Source organism: Nocardia sp. NPDC060259, assembly GCF_042728775.1.
Classification (GTDB): Bacteria; Actinomycetota; Actinomycetes; order Mycobacteriales; family Mycobacteriaceae; genus Nocardia.
Window position 1 is genome coordinate 93,508 of record NZ_JBHXAY010000005.1, and the last position, 19,312, is coordinate 112,819.

A 19,312-nucleotide genomic window follows, 5' to 3' on the forward strand; every position below is an offset into this window, starting at 1 on the left:
CGGACGGCCTTCGGCCCCGCCGGACCGAGGTGTTCGGTGTGGCGGGGCCTTCGGGTCAGCCCAGGTGGACGAGCATCTTGCCGGTGTTGGCGCCGGTGAGGACGCCGAGGAAGGCGGCGGGGGCCTGGTCGAGGCCTTCATAGACGGTTTCGGTGGTGCGCAGGGTGCCGTCGGCGAGCCAGCCAGCCGCCTTGGCGATGTACTCGCCGAAGATCGGGAAGTAGCTGGTCACCAGCATGCCGCGCAGGGTGGCTTCCTTCGTCGCCGCGAGGTAGAGGTCCGGTGTCTGCTCCGCGGTGGCGCCGTTGTAGCCGCTGATCGCGCCGACCAGGGCGATCCGGCCGTGCTGCTCGAGTGCCTCGATGGCGACCTTCAGGTGTTCGCCGCCGACGCTGTCGAGGTAGACGTCGACGCCGTCGGGAGCGGCGGCCGCGAGCTGTCCGGCGAGATCGCCGGCGCGGTAGTCGATGGCGGCGTCGAAGCCGAACTCCTCGAGCAGCTTTCGGGTCTTGGCGGGTCCGCCCGCCGAGCCGATCACGCGCTTCGCGCCGAGCGCCTTGGCGATCTGGCCCGCCACGCTGCCGACCGCGCCGGCGGCGGCCGAGATGAACACGGTGTCGCCGGGCTTGACCTGGGCGACGTCGGTCAGTGCCGCGTAGGCGGTGAGGCCGGTGGTGCCGAGCACGCTCAGGAAGTGCTGCGGCGCGGCCAGTTCCGTGTCGATCGGGGTCGCGGTGGCGGCGTCGACGACGGCGTGTTCGCGCCAGCCCGCGAAGTGCGAGACCGTGGTGCCGACCGCGATATCGGTGGCGCGGGAGGCGATCACCTCGCCGATGGCCGAACCATCCAGTGCCGCACCGAGTTCGAACGGCGGGATGTAGGACTCTTTGTCGTCCATCCGGCCACGCATGTACGGGTCGACCGACATCCAGGTGTTGCGGACGAGGATCTGGCCGTCTTCCAGGGCGGGCAGCTCGCGCTCGACGAGGGCGAAATCGGTCGCCACCGGAGCGCCGTTCGGCCGGGCGGCCAGGTGGATCTCGCGGGTGTAGGTCGGCAGCGCTGCGGTGGTCGTGTTCGACATGATCGAGCCTTCTTTCGAGGTCAGCCGGTGTTTTTCTCCGGTGCTGACTACGTTATGGCGGCCGGGTCCGCGCTCCCAGGTCCGCTGACGCCACCACCCGGTCCGTTCACGACACGGTCGCCGCGTGCCGGACGCTCGACATGTCAGCGGCGCCCCGGCGCGTGGAGATGTCGTACCGCCGGGCCGCGTGGGCTCACCGTGCGCGTGCTGCGGTCGGCGCGGCGCCGGTCCATCGGTGGAACGCCTTGCGCAGGGCGCGGTCATCGGTGAAGGCGAGTCGCTGCGCCACCGTCGAGGTGCTGTGACCCTGGCGCAGAAGGTCTTTCGCGCGCTCGTGACGGAGCAGGTCGAGTTCGTCGCGCCAGGAGGTCCCGTGTTCGGCCAGGTGGCGTTGCAGGGTGCGCTCGCTCATGGCGAGACTCTTCGCGACGCGGGGCAGAGCTGGGTCGCCCGCGTCCAGGGCTGCGCCGAGGGCGATGCGAAAAGCGTCGAGGGGGTCGGCGATCGGGCGGGCGGAGGCCAGGACCAGGTCGGCGTGGCTGCGCATCAGGTCGGACAGCATCGGGTCGGCGCGGGCGAGTGGTGCGGTGGCGTCGTCGGCGTGGAAGGTGATCGCATCCGCCTCGGCGTCGAATTCGATGTCGGCGGTGCCGAATACGGCGATCAGCCCGGTGCGGTCGGCGGGCGCGGAGTGGCCGAAGCTCACCCGGGCAGGGACGAGCGGTCGGCCGATCGCTTCGCGCGCGCGGCGCAGGTAGTAGGCGAGCACGTACTCGTTGACCACCGAGGCCACCGCCGGATCGCCGGCCGAGGTCCGGTAGCCGATGGTGAGGTCGCCGTCGCCGGACAGATCGAAGCCCTCGGTGGCCGCGGTGACCAGGCGGTGATACGGCTGGGCCGCGCGCAGCGAATCCGCCAGTGTCGCACCGGTGGTCACCAGATAGTCCCAGGTGTTGAGTGAGCCGAGCGGTGCGGCGGCGGCGATCGCGGCCCCCGATCCGGCGCCGGGTCGCGCGTGCGCGATCAACTCCCACAACCGCAGCAATGAACTCATCGGGATCCGGTTGAGCTCCCCGCGCAGGGTCACCTCATCGGTGCCGGGGACGCGTGCCAGCTGGTCCTGCGCCGCGCCCGCCGCCCTCGCGGCCTGGACGAGCAGCCGGACGAGATGGGTGGACGCTGTGCCGTCGAGACGGCTACCGATCCCGTCCGCCGACGTAGCACCACTCACCTCCTCGACCCTAGTGCGTCAACCCCCGAGAGCCCGGCGCGCGGCGACCGGCCACCGTGGCGATGCCAGGTGGCCGGGGCGGCGGCCGTGTGGTCAGACCGAGGTTTCGATCGTCAGGCCGGCGTCGGCCCAGTCCTGGATGCCCTCGCGGTACTTGCGGACGTGGGTATAGCCGAGCGCTTCCAGCTTGCTCGCTACGGCCTGGCTGTTGCCGCAGGCCGCGTTCGAGCAGTAGGTCACGATGGCCGCGTCGCGGTCGGGGAGCAGGTCGGGGGCGCGGTCGGCGACCTCGTCCTCGATCAGGTTGAGGGCGCCGGGCAGGTGCGCCTTGGCGTAGTACTCGGGGCCGAGGGCGTCGAGCACGGTCACGGTGTTCGCCGCGATTTCCTTCGCCAGTTCGTCGCGGGTGATGAGTGCGGTCATGGGGTCCACCTCAGTCGTCGAAAGAATTTATGTGCGTGCACACGCTACTATTTGTGTGCGCACGCACGCAAGTGGTTTATGGTGGTGTGGTGCTGAACGAACAGCCGTCCCGTCGTCCCGCGGTCGCCGCGTGGGCCGCGTTGCTGCAGGTGCACGCCGCCCTCGTCCCCGAGCTCGACGCCGAACTGCGCAAAGCCTGTGGACTACCGCTGACCTGGTACGACGTTCTCCTCGAGCTCGATGCCGCCGGGCCGATGCGGATGAGCGACCTCGGCGAGAAGGTCGTCCTCAGCCGTACCCGGGTGAGTCGCCTTGTCGCGGAACTGGAATCGAACGGCCTGCTGTCTCGCGAGACCAACCCCGACGACGGCAGATCCGCGCTCGTTGCCATCTCCGACCTCGGACGGCAGCGGTTCCGCGAGGCGGCCCCGCACTACCTCGACGGCATCGAACGCCGCCTCGGCGCCCAGGCGGAACCCGGCGAACTCGAGGCCATGGCCGCCACGCTGCGCAAGGTGCTCGGCGCGACCGATCTGGCCCCGCCACGGCCGCGCCGTCGGTGACCAGCCGCCGGTCACGCGCACATCTCACCTATGTGGGGGACGGGTGGGTGAACTCCCCGAAACAGAGTTAGGCTCGGGGTCGTGACTTCCCACTACGATGTCGTCGTTCTCGGCGCTGGTCCCGGCGGATACGTCGCCGCGATCCGTGCCGCTCAACTCGGCCTGCGAACAGCGATTGTCGAGCAGAAATACTGGGGTGGCGTGTGCCTGAACGTGGGCTGCATCCCGTCCAAGGCACTGCTGCGCAACGCCGAACTGGCCCATATCTTCCACAAGGAAGCCAAGACCTTCGGCATCTCCGGTGAGGTCAGCTTCGACTTCGGCGCCGCCTTCGATCGCAGCCGCAAGGTGGCGGACGGGCGCGTCAAGGGCGTGCACTTCCTGATGAAGAAGAACAAGATCGACGAGTTCGACGGCCTCGGTTCCTTCACCGGCCCGAACTCGCTCGATGTCGCCCTCACCAAGGGCGGCACCGAGTCGATCACGTTCGACAACGTCATCATCGCCACCGGCACCACCACCAAGCTGCTGCCGGGCACCCAGCTCTCCGAGAACGTGGTCACCTACGAGGAGCAGATCCTCACCCGCGACCTGCCCGGCTCGATCCTGATCGTCGGCGCGGGCGCGATCGGCATGGAGTTCGCCTACGTCCTGAAGAACTACGGCGTCGACGTGCGGATCGTGGAGTTCCTCGATCGCGCGCTGCCGAACGAGGACGAGGACGTCTCCAAGGAGATCACCAAGCAGTACAAGAAGCTCGGCATCACCATCACCACCGGTGCGGCCGTGCAGACGATCGACGACGACGGCTCCAAGGTCACCGTCCAGATCAAGGACAACAAGTCCGGCGCGGTCGAGACCGTCACCGTCGACAAGGTGCTGCAGGCCGTCGGCTTCGCGCCGCGGGTCGACGGCTACGGCCTGGAGACCACCGGTGTCGCCCTCGAACGCGGCGCCATCGCGATCGACGACAACATGCGCACCAACGTGCCGCACATCTACGCGATCGGTGACGTCACCGCCAAGCTGCAGCTCGCGCACGTCGCCGAGGCGCAGGGTGTGGTCGCCGCCGAGACCATCGCGGGCGCCGAGACCATGACCCTCGGTGACTACCGGATGATGCCGCGTGCCACCTTCTGTCAGCCGCAGGTCGCCAGCTTCGGTCTCACCGAGGCCCAGGCCCGCGACGAGGGCTACGACGTGAAGGTCGCGACCTTCCCGTTCACCGCCAACGGCAAGGCGCACGGCCTGGCCGACCCGACCGGTTTCGTGAAGCTCATCGCCGACAAGACCCACGGCGAACTCATCGGCGGCCACCTCATCGGCCCCGACGTCTCCGAGCTGCTGCCCGAGCTGACCCTGGCCCAGAAGTGGGACCTCACCGTCAACGAGCTCGCGCGCAACGTGCACACCCACCCGACGCTCAGCGAAGCGCTGCAGGAAGCGATCCACGGCCTCGCCGGCCACATGATCAACTTCTGATCGGTCGAAGACACGAGGGGCGGTCGCCGAGCGGCCGCCCCTCAGTCATGTCCGCGACACGAATCGCGTGTATTTCTTTTCGGCAAATATCCGGGCGGCGATTTGGCGGATTCGGGTGCCGTCCACGATGATCCGTGTAGTTCTTCGTTCGCTTGTTAGTCGCTACACCTGATCTCGTGAGTACATGGGTAACTCGCCGGGCACGCCCACAAGCTGACTTCCTCGTGACCGCCAGCCCGGCACCGTGCTGTTGGCGTCCCCTACGACCGGCAGAAGGCGCGGGGAGGCGGGCAGAGAGGCAACGGATGTGAAGCGAATTCTCGGTTGGGTAGTACGTTCTGCAGCGTTGCTGGCAGTGGCCGGATTCGGCACGATGGCACCCGCGATGGCCGAACCACTGTTTCCCGGTGGCCCCGATATTCCCGGCGTTCCCTCGATCATTCCGACCGCGTCGCCGTGCCCGGTGGTCGAGGCAAGGGCGTGCATGCGGCTGTCGACGAACGAGGCGTGGCTGGTCGACAACGGCCGTGTCATCTTCGGCCCGACACCGATTTCGCACGGCATGGCCGGTTACGAAACTCCGCCAGCGGTGACCAAGATTTCCTTCAAGCGGGAATTCCACTGGAGCACGATGCACAATGCGCCGATGCGCTGGGCCACCTTCTTCAACGGTGACATGGCATTCCATGTCGGCCCGGTCAATTCGCAGTCGCACGGATGTGTGCGCATGACCGAGGACGGCGCCCACCGCTTCTTCGACTACTTGAACCCAGGCGACATCACCCAGGTCATCGTGTAAGCGACGCCCGAAAAACGAACGAACATGGGTAACTCACCGGGCACGGGCTGACCTGACCCGGTGAGTTTCCACCGCCCGCCAACGCTGACGCAGCCCCGCGCATTAGTCTGGCTTGAATACTCGGGGAGGCGGAACAGACATTGCGTCGGTGGTTGGTTGGTGGGGCTGCGGGGGTTGTTGTAGTGCTGGCGGTCGTCGCCGGAGTGTATGTGTTGATGAACTCGCGGACCTATCAGCTGACGGGCACCCTGGTCGATCGGGTCGACACCGACGAGAAGCTGGTTGCGCTGACCTTCGACGACGGGCCGACCGATCGCACGCCCGAGATTCTCCGCATGCTCGCCGAACTGCGGGTTCCCGCCACCTTCTACCTGGTCGGCGAGGATCTGGCCGCCCACCCCGAATACGGTGCGGCGATCGCGGCCGCGGGCCACGAGATCGGCAACCACTCGTACTCCCACCGCCGGATGGTCCTGATCTCCGGCGACACCGTGCGCGACGAGATCGAACGCACCGACGCCGAGATCCGCCGCACCGGTTACCAGGGCCCGATCACCTTCCGTCCGCCCTACGGCAAGAAACTCTGGTCTCTCCCGAACTACCTCGCCGACCACGATCGCACCACGGTGACCTGGGATGTCGAACCCGACTCGGCGGGTGGCGCCACCCGCGAAGCGATCGTCACCGACACCCTGGCGCAGACCGAGCCGGGCTCGATCGTGCTGCTGCACGTCATGCACGGCGGCGAATCGGCCACCGCGGTCCCCGATATCGTCACCGGCCTGCGCGCGCAGGGCTACCGGTTCGTCACCGTCTCGGACCTGCTCGCGCGCTGACTCAGCGGTGATAGTTCTCCTGGGCTTCGCGGATGGTGTCCATATTGGACTCGAGGACCACGACCAGTGACTCCAACCGCTCGGCCACCTGCGCGCCGAGCTCGGTGAGCGTGTACTCCACCCGCGGTGGAATGGCTTCGAGCACTTCGCGATGAACCATGCCGTCGCGTTCGAGTGTTTGCAGGGTCTGCGACAGCATTCGTTCGCTCACGCCGTCGACCCGTCGGCGCAGCGCGCTGAACCGGTACGGGCCCTCGCGTAGGGCCACCAGTGCCAGCACACCCCACCGGCTGGCGACATTCTGCAGTACGGGCCGCGACGTGCAGTTACGGGCGAAGACGTCGGCTTCCAGCGCCTGATCGTCGTCGGTCGACGTGGGCTGCGTGCTCATGGGGCGATCGTACCGCCCTTGACCAGATCGCTTGCGGAATGGATAGTGCTTACGAATAGTTAGTACCTGAAAATCAGTGCGAAACCTGGAGGAAGATCATGACCGTTGCGGTGACCGGAGCGAGTGGACAGCTGGGCAGGCTTGTCGTCGAGGCCCTGCTGGCGGCGGGGGAGCAGCCGGTGGCGATCGTGCGCGATCCCGCCAAGGTGGCCGACCTCGCCGCACGTGGCGCGCAGCTACGCCAGGCCGCCTACGACGACCCGGCCGCTCTCGACGCCGCGCTCGCGGGTGTCGACCGGGTGCTGCTGATCTCGGGCAACGAGTTCGGCGCCAGGGTCGCCCAGCACACCAATGTCATCCGGGCCGCCGAGCGCGCGGGTGTGCGGCTGCTCGCCTACACGAGCATCCCGGTCGCGCCGGACAACCGGATGATCCTCGCGCAGGAACATCGCGGCACCGAGGAAGTTCTCGCGACCGCGACGGTGCCGACGGTCTTGCTGCGCAACAGCTGGTACTGGGAGAACTACGCCGCCGGCGCCGCGCACGCCGCCCAGACCGGCGTGCTCGCGGGCGCATCGGGTGACGGCAAGGTCTCCGGCGCCGCGCGCGCCGACTACGCCGAGGCGGCGGCGGCCGTGCTCACCACCGACGGCCACGAGGGCCGCGTCTACGAACTCGGCGGCGACACCGCGCTGACCGGCGCGGACATCGCCGCCGCGATCACCGAGGTCATCGGCACGCCGGTGCGCTACGAGAATCTGGCCGAAGCCGACTACGCCGCTGTCCTCGGCCAGGCGGGTCTGCCCGAGCCGGTGGCGACGGCGCTGGCCGACGCCGACGCCGGTATCGCCGAAGGACTGCTCGAGGTCCGCACCGGTGATCTGGCCAAGCTCCTCGGCCGCCCGGTGACCCCGGCTGTCGAGGCGTTCCGGGCGATTCTGGGCTGAGATCAGGGGTGGGCGGACGGGGAGCCGTGTGGCAGAGTTCGGGTGTGGCTACCGAAACTCCCCGTCGACGCACGCACTCCTATCTGAGCGGGCTGCTGTTCGTGGTGGGTGTCCTGCACTTCGTCGCGCCGAAGCCCTTCGACGGCATCGTGCCGCCGAAGCTGCCCGGCAACCCGCGGAACTACACCTACGCGTCCGGGGTCGCCGAGCTCGGCGTGGCGACGGCACTCGCGGTGCCGCGCACTCGTCGCCTCGGCGGCTGGCTGGCCGCGGCGCTGTTCGTCGGCGTCTTCCCGGCCAACGTCCAGATGGCCGTCGACGTGGTCGGCAACCCGAAGGCGTCCGGCGCGTTCAAGGCCGGTGTGCTGGCGCGCCTGCCGCTGCAGATCCCGATGATCGTGGCCGCGCTGCGGGTCGCGCGCCGCTGATCACACCCACTGCACGAGCTGGATGACGATCCCGTTCGGGTCGGTCATCTGGAAGTAGCGCTCGCCCCACTCCTCGGTCTCGATGGCCGTCTCGATCGGGACGCCCTCGCCGCGCAGGCGTTCGTACTCGGTGTCGATGTCGTCGACGACGAACACCACGAGGGTGCCGTCGCCCGCGCTGCCCGCGATCCGCGCCGGCTTGAACGTGCTCAGCCCGGTGCGCAGGTAGATGACGTTCATTCCGGCGTCGGCGCGTTGCAGGGAGACGAACCCGTCCGTGGCCATCTGCTCGGTGAACCCGAGGTGGTCGATCAGGAACCGGGCCGATGCCTGCGGGTCGGCGACATTGAGCGAGATGGCTGAGCCGGTGATCTGCATGCGGTTCTCCTCGGTGCGATGAACTCCGTACTTTGTACGCCTTAACGATGGCGAGGAGAGTGCGGGTTCCGCTCTATGACCTGGGTCACAGTTCTAGAAGGTATCGCGATCGATCCGCAGGGTGGTGATGGTGGCGGCCAGGCCCTCGTACTGGTTGATCAGCAGCACGATCTCGATCAGCAGCCGTTCGTCGTAGTGCGCGGCGAGCTCCGCCCAGGCCGCGTCGTCCACATTCCGGGTGGTCACGAGCTGATCGGTGACGGTGAGCAGGGCCCGCTGGCGCGGTGTCCAGCCCTCGGCATCGGCGCCGGTGCCGACCCGGTCGATCTCGACGGCGGTCAGGCCCGCTTTGCGGCCGAGGCGGCGATGGTGGTCGGTCTCGTAGGCGCACTCGCGCAGATGCGCGACGCGCAGGATGACCAGCTCGGCCTCGGCGCGGGGCAGCCGCCCGCCCGGCATGAGCTTGCCGGAGAAATGCAGCCAGCCGCGGAACAATCCGCCGGTGCGCCCGAGTGTGCTGAAAAGATGCGCGTCGTCGGTGCCCGAGGCGCGGGAAAGCACTTGCCAGACAACCCAGTTGATCGGTCCGAGCTCGCCGAATCGTCCCGGCGAAACCCGAGGTCGGGGTGCTGCGGCCATCTGGTGTCCACCTGCCTTCTCGACGTCGCCTGGTCGAGTCGGAGCGTACTCGCCGGTATCGAATTTCGGTGCCGACTGTGCGAGAGTCCCGGTTTTCTTTGGTTTCCAGTGGTTTTCGCAACAGTTGCGCGTCATGATCGGTGGGTACCGCAGCGCCCAGCGGCGGTGTGAGGTCGCAGCACTGGTAGGGGAACATCGGAATGCTGGTTCGGATCAGACCGGGTGCGGAGCTATCCGGTGCCGAGCGGGAGTTCGTCGAATGCCTGCGCGCCTATCCGAGCACGGGGCTCGCGCTGGTCGATTGCCAGGTGGGCGATCGCAGGCTGGGCGCGGTGATCGTGACGCCGCGGGGGATCACGGTCGTCGAGGTGAAGGGGTTCCGGCGACGGCAGAGCGGCCTGCTCGCGGTGTCGGCGGGCACCTGGACGATCAGTGACAGTCCGCTGGATCTGGATACCGAGCAGTCGGCGGGCCTGACCGATCGGGTCGAGCACGGCGTGCACGCGGTACGGGTGGCGCTGGAGCAGGCGTTGCAGGACAGCAGGCACGTGTCCGGCGCGGTGGTGATGGTGCCCTATCGGGGCGTGGTGGTGCGACCGGCGCGCACCGCGCTGCGACCAGGACTGGATGTGCTCGTCGCGAACACCATCGATGCCCATGAGCTGCGGGTCTATCTGGAGGGGTTCTCCGCGGGACCTCGCGAATGGACCATCGACCGGGTACTCACCACGTGCACCGCGCTGGGCGTCGGTGACCTGGCACCCTCGCGTGCCGACCTCGCCGCCGACGGTTTCGACGGCACCCGTCCGACGCAGCAGCCGATCCCGCCGCAGCCACGCAGATTCACCGAACCGGTCCAGGCGCCGCCACCGGCGGACCCGACCCGGCGGGGAAAGCTGGCGGGGCTGATCGTGTTCGCGGCCGCCCTGATCGGCGTATTCGTCGTGTTCCTTGTGGTCGGGTCAGCCCTGCTGAACGATCCGCCGAACCCGCGGACGACCTCGGACACCACCCAGACCACGACCAGGGCGCCCAGCACGCCTGCCGGCAGGGAGTCGACGGTGTGCTGGCCCTTCCAGAACGACTGCTGAGTCTCAATCCCGCACGGCACGACCGAGTTTGGTGAAGGCGATCGCCTGCTCGGTGCGCACCCGGACATGGGCGCGGGAGGAAGAGATATGGGTGGTGAGGGTGTGCAGGGCCTGGTCCAGCTCGCCCGCCAGCACCTGCTCGGCGATGGTGATGTGGTCGGCGGTCATCGCCGCGACCCGTTCGGCGTTCGGCACATCCATGGTGCGGACCGGGCGCACTCGCAAGTACACCGCTGTCAGCGCCTCGGCGAGCGCCGAATTGCCCGCTGCCCGAAGCAGTTCGGTGTGGAATCGCTCGTCCGCCGCCACCAGCTCGGGCCCCGGTTCCGGTGGGGTGTCCCGGTATTCACGCCAGCGATCCAGTTCGGCGCGCACGGCTGGCAGGTCGTGCGCGCCGGGACTGTGCGGCTGGACCGAGTCGGTGGCGTCGATCCGCTGAAAACCGCGCGCTTCCAGCACGATCCGCAGCTCATAGAGCTCGTCCAGCTCCGCCAGGCGCAGGCGGTACGGATAGAGGCCGTCGGTGTGGCGCTGCACCAGCCCGTCGGCCTGCAGCCTGGCCAGCGCCTCGCGCACCGGGGTGCGCGAGACGCCGTACCGCTGGGCCAGCCGTTCGGCGCGGAGTCGTTCGGTGGGCTGGAGCGCGCCGGTCGCGAGGTCGTCCCGCAGCGCCACATAGACGCGCTCGGCCAGCGGCACCCGGATGCCCTCGCCTGAGCCGCTGCGTCCCATGCGCGGGCCTGCGTTCAGATCGCCATCGCCGCGCGGACCGCGGATTCCGCACCGGCCCCACCCTCGCCCGACGAGCCGAGATGGCCCGAATGCAGCACGTAATAGTGCTGGGCGGCTTGCAGAGCGAAGCCGATGTGCTGCTCGACCAGCAGCACACTGAGCCCACCGCGCTGGGTGAGGTCGATGATGGTGCGCTCGATCTCGGCGACCACCGACGGCTGGATACCCTCGGTCGGCTCGTCGAGGATGAGCAGCCTGGGCTCGGTGATCAGGGCCCGCGCGATGGCCAGCTGCTGCCGCTGACCGCCGGAGAGCAGCCCGGCCTTGCGGGTCAGTAGCTCACGCAGCGCGGGGAACAGCGCGAGCGATTCCTCGATCAGCGCCTTGCCGCGCTTGCGCCCGTCCGCGACGACCTGCAGGTTCTCGGCGGTGGTCAGCTGGGGAAAACTCTGCTGCCCCTGCGGCACGTAGGCGATGCCACGCTTGACCCGTTGTGACGGGGAGAGCTTGGTGATCTTCTCGCCGTCGAAGGTGATCGTTCCCGACTTGGTCGGCAGCAGGCCGACGGCCGTGCGCAGCAGGGTGGTCTTGCCTGCGCCGTTGTGGCCCATGATGGCGACCACGCTGTCGTCGGGCACCGTCAGGCTGACGCCATGGATCACCTCGGTGCGCCCGTATCCCGAGTGGATGTCGTGTAGTTCAAGCATCGGCCGACTCCTTGTTCGTCTCGTCCTCGGCGAGTGATGCGGTGCCGAGGTAGACCTCCTGCACCTTCGGATCGGTCTGCACCTCTTCGACGCTGCCCTCGCTGAGCACCTTGCCGCCCGCGAGGACGGTGACCGAGGTGGCGAAGGACCGCATGAAGTCCATGTCGTGCTCGACGACGACGACCACGCGGTCACCGCCGATGCGGCGCAACAGGTTTCCGGTCTCCTCGCGCTCCTCGGCGCTCATGCCTGCCACCGGCTCGTCGAGCAGCAGCACCGAGGCGTTCTGCACCAGCAGCATGCCGATCTCGAGCCACTGCTTCTGGCCGTGCGCGAGCACACCGGCGGGCTTGTCCCGCAGCGCGGTGAGACCCGTTGTCTCCAAGGCCTCTTCGATGCTGGGCAGCACCGATGTGCGCGCGCGCAGCAGCGACAGCGGCGAACGGCCTGCGCCCGCCGCGATGTCGAGGTTCTGCAGCACGCTGAGCTGTTCGAACACGCTCGCCGTCTGGAAGGTGCGGCCGACGCCGAGGCGGGCGATCTGGTGCACCTTCTTGCCGAGCAGTTCGGTGCCCGACTTCTGCGCCGAGCCGGTCGCCGGGACCAGGCCGGTGATGGCGTCGATGAGGGTGGTCTTGCCCGCGCCGTTGGGGCCGATCAGGAACCGCAGGTCGCCTTGCAGCACCGTCAGGTCGACATCGGTGACCGCCTTGAAGCCGTCGAAACTCACCGAGAGACCGCGGATTTCGAGATAGTCGCTGTGCATGCCCGCGTTGCCGCCCGCTTTGGGCTCGTGTGTGGTCATCGCGCTTGCACCTTCTCCTCGGTGACGACGGCGGCGGGCTCGGCGGGCACCGGGGTCGGCTCCGGTTTCCGGCTCTGCCACCAGCCCTTGAACAGCGGCCACAGCCCGGCCAGGCCGGCGGGGATGAACCCGACGACCACGATGAACAGCACGCCCTGCAGGTAGGTCCAGCCAGACGGGAACGACTCCGACAGCGAGGTCTGCGCCCAGGCGACGCCGATCGCGCCGAGGACCGGGCCGAGCAGCGTGGTGCGGCCACCGATCGCGACACCGATGAGGAAGGCGATCGACGGGACGACACCGATGTCGGCGGGGGAGATGATGCCGACGATCGGGGTGAACAGCGCACCCGCGATGCCTGCCAGGAACGCCGCAACCACATAGGCGACGATCTTGATGTTGGCGGGGTCGTAGCCGAGGAAGCGCACCCGCTCCTCCGCGTCACGCACCGCGACCAGCAGTTCGCCGTAGCGGCTGCGGTTGAGCTGGCGGATCAGCGCGACGACCAGCAGCAGCGTGCCGGCGGCGATGAAGAACAGCATCTGGCGGTTGACGGGGTCGGAGAGCCGGAATCCGAAGAAGGAGCGGAAGTCCGACAGGCCGGTGAAGCCGCCGATGGCCTGCTGGCCGGTGAGCAGGATCGCCAGCGCCGCGGCCAGCGCCTGGCTCAGGATGGCGAAGTACGCGCCACGCACCCGGCGCTTGAACACGCCGCAGCCGAGCACGGCGGCCACCAGCGCGGGCAGCACCAGGATGGCGAGGATGGCCATCGGCGCTGAGGCGAACGGCTGCCAGAACCCGGGCAGTTCGCTGATGCCGGAGATCTCCATGAACTCCGGGACGTCGTTGCCGAGGCGAGCGGCGTCGGCGAGCTGCATGTGCATGGCCATGATGTAGGCGCCGATGCCGAAGAACACGCCCTGGCCCAGGGTGAGCATTCCGCCACGGCCCCACGCCAATCCGATGCCCGCCGCCACGATGGCGAAGCAGAGGAACTTGGCGAGCAGGTTCAGCCGGAAGTCGCTCAGGACCGCCGGGGCCACCGCGAACAGCAGGAAGGCGGCGATGGCGAAGCCGGCGAGCGGGGTCAGCCGGGGGTACGCCCTGAGGCGTTCGGTGAGTGCGGTCATGACTGCGTCCTTTCTGGCATGACCGGGCGGCCTGCGTGGTTACACTGCGCTGCCGCCTCCGGCCGCTGACCGTTCATGCCAGGCTCCTCGTCCGCACGGTGAACAGACCCTGCGGGCGGACCTGCAGGAAGATGACGATCAGCACGAACACGATCACCTTCGCGATGGACGCGGTGGTCGAGTATTCGATGAACGAGTTGAGCAGGCCGAGCGCGAACGCCGCGATCACCGTGCCCTTGATCTGGCCGAGGCCACCGATCACGACCACCAGGAACGCGTCGATCAGATAGCTCTGACCGATGGTCGGGCTCGTCGAGCCGATCAGGGTGAGCGCCACGCCGGCGACGCCGGCGAGCCCGGAGCCGATGAAGAACGTGCTGACATCGGTGAATCTGCTGGATATACCGCTGGTTTCGGCCAGTCCACGGTTCTGCACGACGGCGCGAATACGCCTGCCCATCGGGGTGGCCTTGAGGACGGCGGCCAGCGCGGTCACCGCGACGATCGCCAGTACCAGGATGAAGATGCGGGTCTTGGGCACCACGGCACCGGCGATAGTGATTCCGCCGCTGAGCCATTCGGGCACGAGCACGTTCTTGGCGGGTGCGCCGAAGATGTCCCGCGCGGCCTGCTGGAGTACCAGCCCGACACCGAAGGTGACCAGCAGTGTGTCCAGCGGACGGTCGTACATGTAGCGGATCAGGCCCATTTCCAGCGCGGCGCCGAGCAGGCCGCCGATGAGGAAGCCGAGCAACAGCGACACGACCAGCGAGACGCCCGCCGACGAGAAGACCTGCTGCACAACGTAGGTGGTGTAGCAGCCGGCCATGATGAACTCGCCATGCGCCATATTGATGACGCCCATCTGACCGAAGGTCAGCGCGAGGCCGAGTGCGGCGAGCAGAAGAATGGATCCCAGGCTCAACCCCGTGAAGAGCTGGCCGATCAGCACGTCCATTGCAGCGGACTCCTTGGAAAGACGGGCGGTGTGGGACGCGCCGTCGACGCCGCGTCCCACACCTTCGGGCTGCTTACTTGAGGCCCTTGGCCCAGTCGTAGGAATTCAGGTACGGGTCCGGGGTGATCGCCTTGCCGGAATCCCACACCGTGTAGATCAGGCCGTCAGGGCGGATCTCGCCGATCCGGGCGGTCTTGGTGATGTGGTGGTTGGAGCCGTCGATGGTGACGGTGCCCTCCGGCGCTTCGAAGCTGACGCCGTCGGCGGCGGCCTGCACGTCGGCCACGCCGAACGACTTGGCCTTCTCGACGGTGTTCTTCCACAGGAAGACCGAGGCGTAGGCGGCCTCCATCGGGTCCGAGGTGGGCTTGTCGGCGCCGAAGGCGGCCTTGTAGTCGGCGACGAACTTCTTGTTCACCGGGGAGTCGACGGTCTGGTAGTAGTTCCAGGCGGTCAGCTGGCCCGCGATGTTCTGCGCGCCGATACCGGCGACCTCTTCCTCGGCGATCGACACCGAAACCACCGGCATCTCAGCGGCTTTCAGGCCCGCGTTCGTGTACTCCCGGAAGAACGCGACATTGGAGTCGCCGTTGAGGGTGTTGAACACCGCGCCCGCCTTGGCGCTGCGGACCTTGTTGACGATGGTGGAGAAGTCGGTCGAGCCGAGCGGGGTGTAGTCCTCGCCCTTGATCTCGATGCCGTTGGCCGCGGCGTAGGCCTTGATCTCGCGGTTGGCGGTCTGCGGGAAGACGTAGTCCGAGCCGACCAGGTAGAGGGACTTGATGCCCTTCTGCTTCAGGTAGTCCAGCGCGGGGATGATCTGCTGGTTGGTGGTGGCGCCGGTGTAGAAGATGTTCTTGCTGTCTTCCAGGCCCTCGTACTGCACGGGGTAGTAGAGCAGCGAGTTCAGGTTCTCGAACTTGGGCTTCATGGCCTTGCGGCTCGACGAGGTCCAGCCGCCGAACACCGCCGCGACACAGTCGGAGCTGATCAGCTTCTCGGCCTTCTCGGCGAAGGTCTTCGGGTCCGATGCGCCGTCCTCGAGGACGATCTCGATCTTCTTGCCGAGCACGCCGCCTGCGGCGTTGATCTGGTCGATCGCCAGCTTGGTCGAATTGGCCACGGTGACTTCGGAAATGGCCATGGTGCCCGACAGTGAGTGCAGCGAACCGACCTTGATCGTGTCCTTGGTGGTGTCGACGCAGGACACGGCGTTCGAGCCGGTGGACGCGTCGTCACGCGCACCGCAGCCGGTGAGCAACAGGCCTGCGACGGCCACCGCGGCGGGCACCGTGAGTGCCTTGACCAAACGGGAATCAGACATGGGCGGTTCTCCTCATCGCCACCGCTGCCCCGGATAACGGATGTACACCGAGTTGTATACAGCGGCTGTATTCGTGAGCGGAACGGTAGATGGAACATGTTGCACCGGAATATCTCTCGGTCACGTGTCCGTTTCGTCTGTTTCATCCGTGTGAACAAATCATCAGGGCGGTGGCGTGCCTACGGTTGCGTAGGGATGCCACGGTGCGGCACGCTTCGAATTCGTAGACGTCGAACAGCCGAATCACGCGGCTATCGGGCCGTGTGTGGTCAGTCGAGGAGGCTCGATGGGGCACTACAAGGCGAACCTACGTGATATCGAGTTCAACCTCTTCGAGGTGCTGAATCTCGACAAACTCCTCGATACCGGCGCCTACGGCGACCTGGACTCCGATACGGCGCGGCAGATCCTCGACGAGGTGAAGCGCCTGGCCGAGGGCCCGATCGCGGATTCGTTCGCCGATGCCGACCGGCATCCGGTGGTCTATCACCCCGAGACCTTCGAGATCACGGTGCCCGAGTCGCTGCGCAAGACGGTCGACGCGGTGCACGAAGCGGGCTGGTACCGGCTCGGCATGCCGGAGGGCATGGACGGCACCCCCGCGCCGAGCGTGCTGATGTGGGCCATCAACGAGCTCGTCATCTGCGCCAATCCCTCGGCCAGCTTCTTCAACATGGGTCCGCTGATGGGCTCGGTGCTCTACGGGATCGGCACCGAGCAGCAGAAACGCTGGGCGCGTTGTGGTTTCGAGCGCGGCTGGCAGGGGACCATGGTGCTCACCGAGCCCGATGCCGGGTCCGATGTGGGCGCGGGCCGCGCCAAGGCCGTGCCGCAGCCCGACGGGTCGTGGCATATCGAGGGGGTGAAGCGGTTCATCTCCGGTGGTGACGTCGGTGACGTGGCCGAGAATATGTTCCACCTCGTGCTCGCCAGGCCCGAAGGCGCCGGATCGGGCACCAAGGGGCTGTCGCTGTTCTATGTGCCGAAGTTCCTCTTCGATCCCGAGACGCTGGAACTCGGCGAGCGCAACGGTGTGTATGTGACCGGCATCGAGCACAAGATGGGGATCAAGTCCTCGCCGACCTGCGAGCTCACCTTCGGTGGCACCTCGGTGCCCGCCAAGGGCTGGCTGGTCGGTGACGTGCACAACGGCATCGCGCAGATGTTCAAGGTGATCGAGAACGCGCGGATGACGGTGGGCGTGAAGTCGTCGGGGACGCTGTCGACCGGGTATCTGAACGCGCTCGAGTACGCCAAGACCCGGGTGCAGGGCGCGGATCTGACGCAGATGTCGGACAAGGCCGCGCCGCGGGTGACCATCACCCATCACCCCGATGTGCGGCGGTCGCTGGCCATGCAGAAGGCGTACGCGGAGGGATTGCGCGCGGTGTATCTGTATACCGCCGCGCATCAGAACGAGGATGTGGCGCAGCTGGTCTCGGGCGCCGAGCCGGAGCTCGCGCATCGCGTCGACGATCTGCTGCTGCCGATCGTCAAGGGCGTCGGTTCCGAGCGCGCCTACCAATTGCTCACCGAGTCACTGCAAACCCTCGGCGGCTCCGGTTATCTGCAGGACTATCCGATCGAGCAGTACATCCGCGACGCCAAGATCGACTCCCTCTACGAGGGCACCACCGCGATCCAGGCCCAGGACTTCTTCTTCCGCAAGATCATTCGCGATCGTGGCGCCGCTCTGGCCCACGTGAACGCCAAGATCACCGCCTACCTGGACAACGACTCCGGCCGCTTCGGCACCGAACGCGCCCTGCTGCGCACCGCCCAGGCCGACATCGCCGCCATGGGCGCCACCCTCACCGGCTACGCCATGGCGGGCCAGACCGACCCCACCGAGCTCTACAAGGTAGGCCTCGGCTCTGTCCGCTTCCTGATGTCGGTCGGCGACCTCCTCATCGCCTGGCGCCTGCTCGTCCAGGCCGACATCGCCGCCGCCGCCCTCGCCGCCGAGGCCACCCCCAAAGACCGCCCCTTCTACCAGGGCAAAATCGCCGCCGCGAGCTTCTTCGCCAAGAACGTCCTCCCCGAACTCACCGCGACCAAGAACATCCTCGCCACCCTCGACAACGACATCATGGCCGTCCCGGAGGAAGCCTTCTGACCTCACCTGGAGTCGGGGCCCGCGGTCAGGAGACCGAGATGCTGGAGCGCATTCCGAGCGAATGGTGTTTGCCGACGGAACACCAGAGCGCATAGGTGCCCGACCGCAAGGTGACCTTCAGTTCGCTGCTGGTGCCTGCCTCGAGCGCCGGGGTGCGGGAATCGACGCCGGGGCCCGCGATGACCAGGTCGTGGCGGGTTCCGCCGTTGTTCCGCACATCGAGGGTGTAGTTACCCGCCCGGACATTGGTTCTGGACACGGTGATCGAGTACTCGGTCTCGATCACGGTGATCCGGCTCGAATCCTGTGCGTGCGCATCCACGCCGGACAGCGAAACGGCCAGAGCGAAGGGGACGCCGACAGCGATTCGGGCTACTCGTCGCGATGGGATCTGCATCGACGCCTCCTGACTTTCGGCGTCCGAGAGGTTGTTGCGGTTTCTGCGCAATCTATGATTCCGCGTTTACGCGGCGGACGGTAGCCCCCTTGTCCGGCCGTTCGATCCGATAGCGGTGCCGCGACGGCCCACCTGAGGCGAGCAGAGGTGATTTCGGCCATCCCGGAGGAGATGCCTTCTTGGTCGGCCCTTGCCCCGGTGATGGCACTCGGCGGGTAAGTGTCATACACTTAAACAGTGCGGATCCACGTCAACCAATCTGCGTTGAAGCACGGCATCCTGGAAGACGAGATTCGCGCAATCATCTCGTATCCGGCCCTGCGATACGCGGTGAAATCGAGGACGGCCCCGGAAGCATTCGTGTTCGTTTTCGTCGGGCGGCTGGAGAACGAGCCGTGGCTCGAGGTTGTAGCCGAGAACGTCGAGGACGTCAGTTGGGAGGTGTTTCACGCGATGAGACTCACCGCGAGGGTGGCTGCGGAGGTGTGCGCGCTTTCCGGTCTCGAGCTGCCGACAAATGTCCGGCAGCGGCCGCAACGGGCGCATGAAGCGGAACGGAGATCCAGTGATGGCAAGGCGTAGCCCTGAAGAGTATGAAGCGATGGCGGCCGAGTTCGAGAACGGCGACTACGCGGTGGTCGGCCCGATCGAAGTGGGGCCCGAGCTGGTGATGGGCCGCCCGGTGGGGGGCACGCGTGGTGGAAACAGTCCGGTGCGGACCGTGCGACTTCCCGCAGAGTTGGATGCGCGCCTGGCCGCCTATGCCGATGCGGCGGAAACAACGCCGAGTGACATACTGCGCCGGGCGGTGGCCGAATATCTGGCGAGTCACCCGCTCAGTGCGTGAGTCG

General features: G+C 67.4%; 23 protein-coding genes. 10 read left to right on the plus strand and 13 right to left on the minus strand.

All coding sequences use genetic code 11. The features are described 5' to 3' along the window. Positions 1–55: 55 nt before the first annotated feature. The 3 genes from ACFWF2_RS04080 to ACFWF2_RS04090 all read right to left on the minus strand — a co-directional run bounded on the left by ACFWF2_RS04080 (position 56) and on the right by ACFWF2_RS04090 (position 2,738). A complete protein-coding gene (locus ACFWF2_RS04080; protein ID WP_379304409.1) occupies positions 56–1,084 on the minus strand; it encodes an NADP-dependent oxidoreductase in 1,029 nt (342 codons plus the stop codon). Between the two features lie 193 nt (positions 1,085–1,277). Continuing rightward, complete coding sequence (locus tag ACFWF2_RS04085) at positions 1,278–2,315, minus strand: AraC family transcriptional regulator ligand-binding domain-containing protein (RefSeq protein WP_379304411.1); 1,038 nt, start codon at positions 2,313–2,315, stop codon at positions 1,278–1,280. A 93-nt stretch (positions 2,316–2,408) separates the two neighbouring features. Continuing rightward, positions 2,409–2,738: a rhodanese-like domain-containing protein gene (locus tag ACFWF2_RS04090; RefSeq protein WP_379304413.1), complete on the minus strand. Its 330-nt coding sequence runs from the start codon at positions 2,736–2,738 to the stop codon at positions 2,409–2,411. 89 nt (positions 2,739–2,827) lie between these two features. On the opposite strand from ACFWF2_RS04090, the gene ACFWF2_RS04095 reads away from it, so the two are divergent. The 4 genes from ACFWF2_RS04095 (at position 2,828) to ACFWF2_RS04110 (ending at position 6,418) form a co-directional block, all read left to right on the plus strand. After that, complete coding sequence (locus ACFWF2_RS04095) at positions 2,828–3,301, plus strand: MarR family winged helix-turn-helix transcriptional regulator (RefSeq protein ID WP_379304415.1); 474 nt, start codon at positions 2,828–2,830, stop codon at positions 3,299–3,301. A gap of 81 nt (positions 3,302–3,382) precedes the next feature. Then, positions 3,383–4,783 carry a dihydrolipoyl dehydrogenase gene (gene lpdA, locus ACFWF2_RS04100; RefSeq protein ID WP_379304417.1) on the plus strand — a complete coding sequence of 467 codons (1,401 nt, stop codon included), beginning with the start codon at positions 3,383–3,385 and terminating at the stop codon, positions 4,781–4,783. Positions 4,784–5,027: 244 nt separating this feature from the next. Further along, positions 5,028–5,582, plus strand: coding sequence for a L,D-transpeptidase (locus ACFWF2_RS04105; RefSeq protein WP_379304419.1), 555 nt, complete (start codon positions 5,028–5,030; stop codon positions 5,580–5,582). Positions 5,583–5,797: 215 nt separating this feature from the next. Beyond that, positions 5,798–6,418 (plus strand): polysaccharide deacetylase family protein, encoded by a 621-nt coding sequence (locus tag ACFWF2_RS04110; protein WP_379304421.1) that lies wholly within the window; start codon positions 5,798–5,800, stop codon positions 6,416–6,418. Position 6,419: 1 nt separating this feature from the next. Here ACFWF2_RS04110 and ACFWF2_RS04115 read toward each other — a convergent pair whose 3' ends face one another. Continuing rightward, positions 6,420–6,809, minus strand: coding sequence for a winged helix-turn-helix transcriptional regulator (locus ACFWF2_RS04115; protein WP_379304423.1), 390 nt, complete (start codon positions 6,807–6,809; stop codon positions 6,420–6,422). A gap of 98 nt (positions 6,810–6,907) precedes the next feature. Between ACFWF2_RS04115 and ACFWF2_RS04120 the strand changes: the two genes are divergently transcribed. Continuing rightward, positions 6,908–7,756 (plus strand): NmrA family NAD(P)-binding protein, encoded by an 849-nt coding sequence (locus ACFWF2_RS04120; protein WP_379304425.1) that lies wholly within the window; start codon positions 6,908–6,910, stop codon positions 7,754–7,756. 44 nt (positions 7,757–7,800) lie between these two features. Further along, entirely contained in the window at positions 7,801–8,184 is a 384-nt protein-coding gene (locus ACFWF2_RS04125) for a hypothetical protein (RefSeq protein ID WP_379304427.1), read from the plus strand. Here ACFWF2_RS04125 and ACFWF2_RS04130 read toward each other — a convergent pair whose 3' ends face one another. After that, entirely contained in the window at positions 8,185–8,562 is a 378-nt protein-coding gene (locus ACFWF2_RS04130) for a VOC family protein (protein WP_379304429.1), read from the minus strand. Positions 8,563–8,655: 93 nt separating this feature from the next. Further along, positions 8,656–9,201: a carboxymuconolactone decarboxylase family protein gene (locus ACFWF2_RS04135; RefSeq protein WP_379304431.1), complete on the minus strand. Its 546-nt coding sequence runs from the start codon at positions 9,199–9,201 to the stop codon at positions 8,656–8,658. Positions 9,202–9,401: 200 nt separating this feature from the next. Here ACFWF2_RS04135 and ACFWF2_RS04140 point away from each other — a divergent pair, with 200 nt between their 5' ends. Further along, positions 9,402–10,292, plus strand: a complete 891-nt coding sequence (locus ACFWF2_RS04140; RefSeq protein WP_379304433.1) for an NERD domain-containing protein — start codon at positions 9,402–9,404, stop codon at positions 10,290–10,292. A gap of 3 nt (positions 10,293–10,295) precedes the next feature. On the opposite strand, the gene ACFWF2_RS04145 is transcribed toward ACFWF2_RS04140, so the two are convergent. From ACFWF2_RS04145 to urtA, 6 genes are all read right to left on the minus strand, one after another. Next, positions 10,296–11,024, minus strand: a complete 729-nt coding sequence (locus ACFWF2_RS04145; protein WP_379304435.1) for a GntR family transcriptional regulator — start codon at positions 11,022–11,024, stop codon at positions 10,296–10,298. Positions 11,025–11,038: 14 nt separating this feature from the next. Next, positions 11,039–11,731: an urea ABC transporter ATP-binding subunit UrtE gene (gene urtE / locus ACFWF2_RS04150; RefSeq protein WP_379304437.1), complete on the minus strand. Its 693-nt coding sequence runs from the start codon at positions 11,729–11,731 to the stop codon at positions 11,039–11,041. Beyond that, positions 11,724–12,536 (minus strand): urea ABC transporter ATP-binding protein UrtD, encoded by an 813-nt coding sequence (gene urtD / locus ACFWF2_RS04155; RefSeq protein ID WP_379304439.1) that lies wholly within the window; start codon positions 12,534–12,536, stop codon positions 11,724–11,726. The genes urtE and urtD overlap by 8 nt, the downstream gene beginning before the upstream one ends. Next, entirely contained in the window at positions 12,533–13,666 is a 1,134-nt protein-coding gene (urtC, locus tag ACFWF2_RS04160) for an urea ABC transporter permease subunit UrtC (protein ID WP_379304441.1), read from the minus strand. Before urtC ends, urtD begins: the two co-directional genes overlap by 4 nt. Before the next feature lie 73 nt (positions 13,667–13,739). After that, positions 13,740–14,624: an urea ABC transporter permease subunit UrtB gene (urtB, locus tag ACFWF2_RS04165; protein ID WP_379304443.1), complete on the minus strand. Its 885-nt coding sequence runs from the start codon at positions 14,622–14,624 to the stop codon at positions 13,740–13,742. 73 nt (positions 14,625–14,697) lie between these two features. Then, positions 14,698–15,948: an urea ABC transporter substrate-binding protein gene (gene urtA, locus ACFWF2_RS04170; RefSeq protein ID WP_379304445.1), complete on the minus strand. Its 1,251-nt coding sequence runs from the start codon at positions 15,946–15,948 to the stop codon at positions 14,698–14,700. A 286-nt stretch (positions 15,949–16,234) separates the two neighbouring features. Here urtA and ACFWF2_RS04175 point away from each other — a divergent pair, with 286 nt between their 5' ends. Next, a complete protein-coding gene (locus ACFWF2_RS04175) occupies positions 16,235–18,064 on the plus strand; it encodes an acyl-CoA dehydrogenase (protein WP_379304447.1) in 1,830 nt (609 codons plus the stop codon). Between the two features lie 25 nt (positions 18,065–18,089). On the opposite strand, the gene ACFWF2_RS04180 is transcribed toward ACFWF2_RS04175, so the two are convergent. Beyond that, complete coding sequence (locus ACFWF2_RS04180) at positions 18,090–18,461, minus strand: hypothetical protein (RefSeq protein WP_379304449.1); 372 nt, start codon at positions 18,459–18,461, stop codon at positions 18,090–18,092. A gap of 237 nt (positions 18,462–18,698) precedes the next feature. On the opposite strand from ACFWF2_RS04180, the gene ACFWF2_RS04185 reads away from it, so the two are divergent. Together ACFWF2_RS04185 and ACFWF2_RS04190 are read left to right on the plus strand one after the other, a co-directional pair. Further along, complete coding sequence (locus ACFWF2_RS04185) at positions 18,699–19,043, plus strand: hypothetical protein (protein ID WP_379304451.1); 345 nt, start codon at positions 18,699–18,701, stop codon at positions 19,041–19,043. A gap of 19 nt (positions 19,044–19,062) precedes the next feature. Next, positions 19,063–19,308, plus strand: a complete 246-nt coding sequence (locus ACFWF2_RS04190; protein ID WP_379304453.1) for a ribbon-helix-helix protein, CopG family — start codon at positions 19,063–19,065, stop codon at positions 19,306–19,308. The last annotated feature ends 4 nt before the right edge of the window (positions 19,309–19,312 follow it).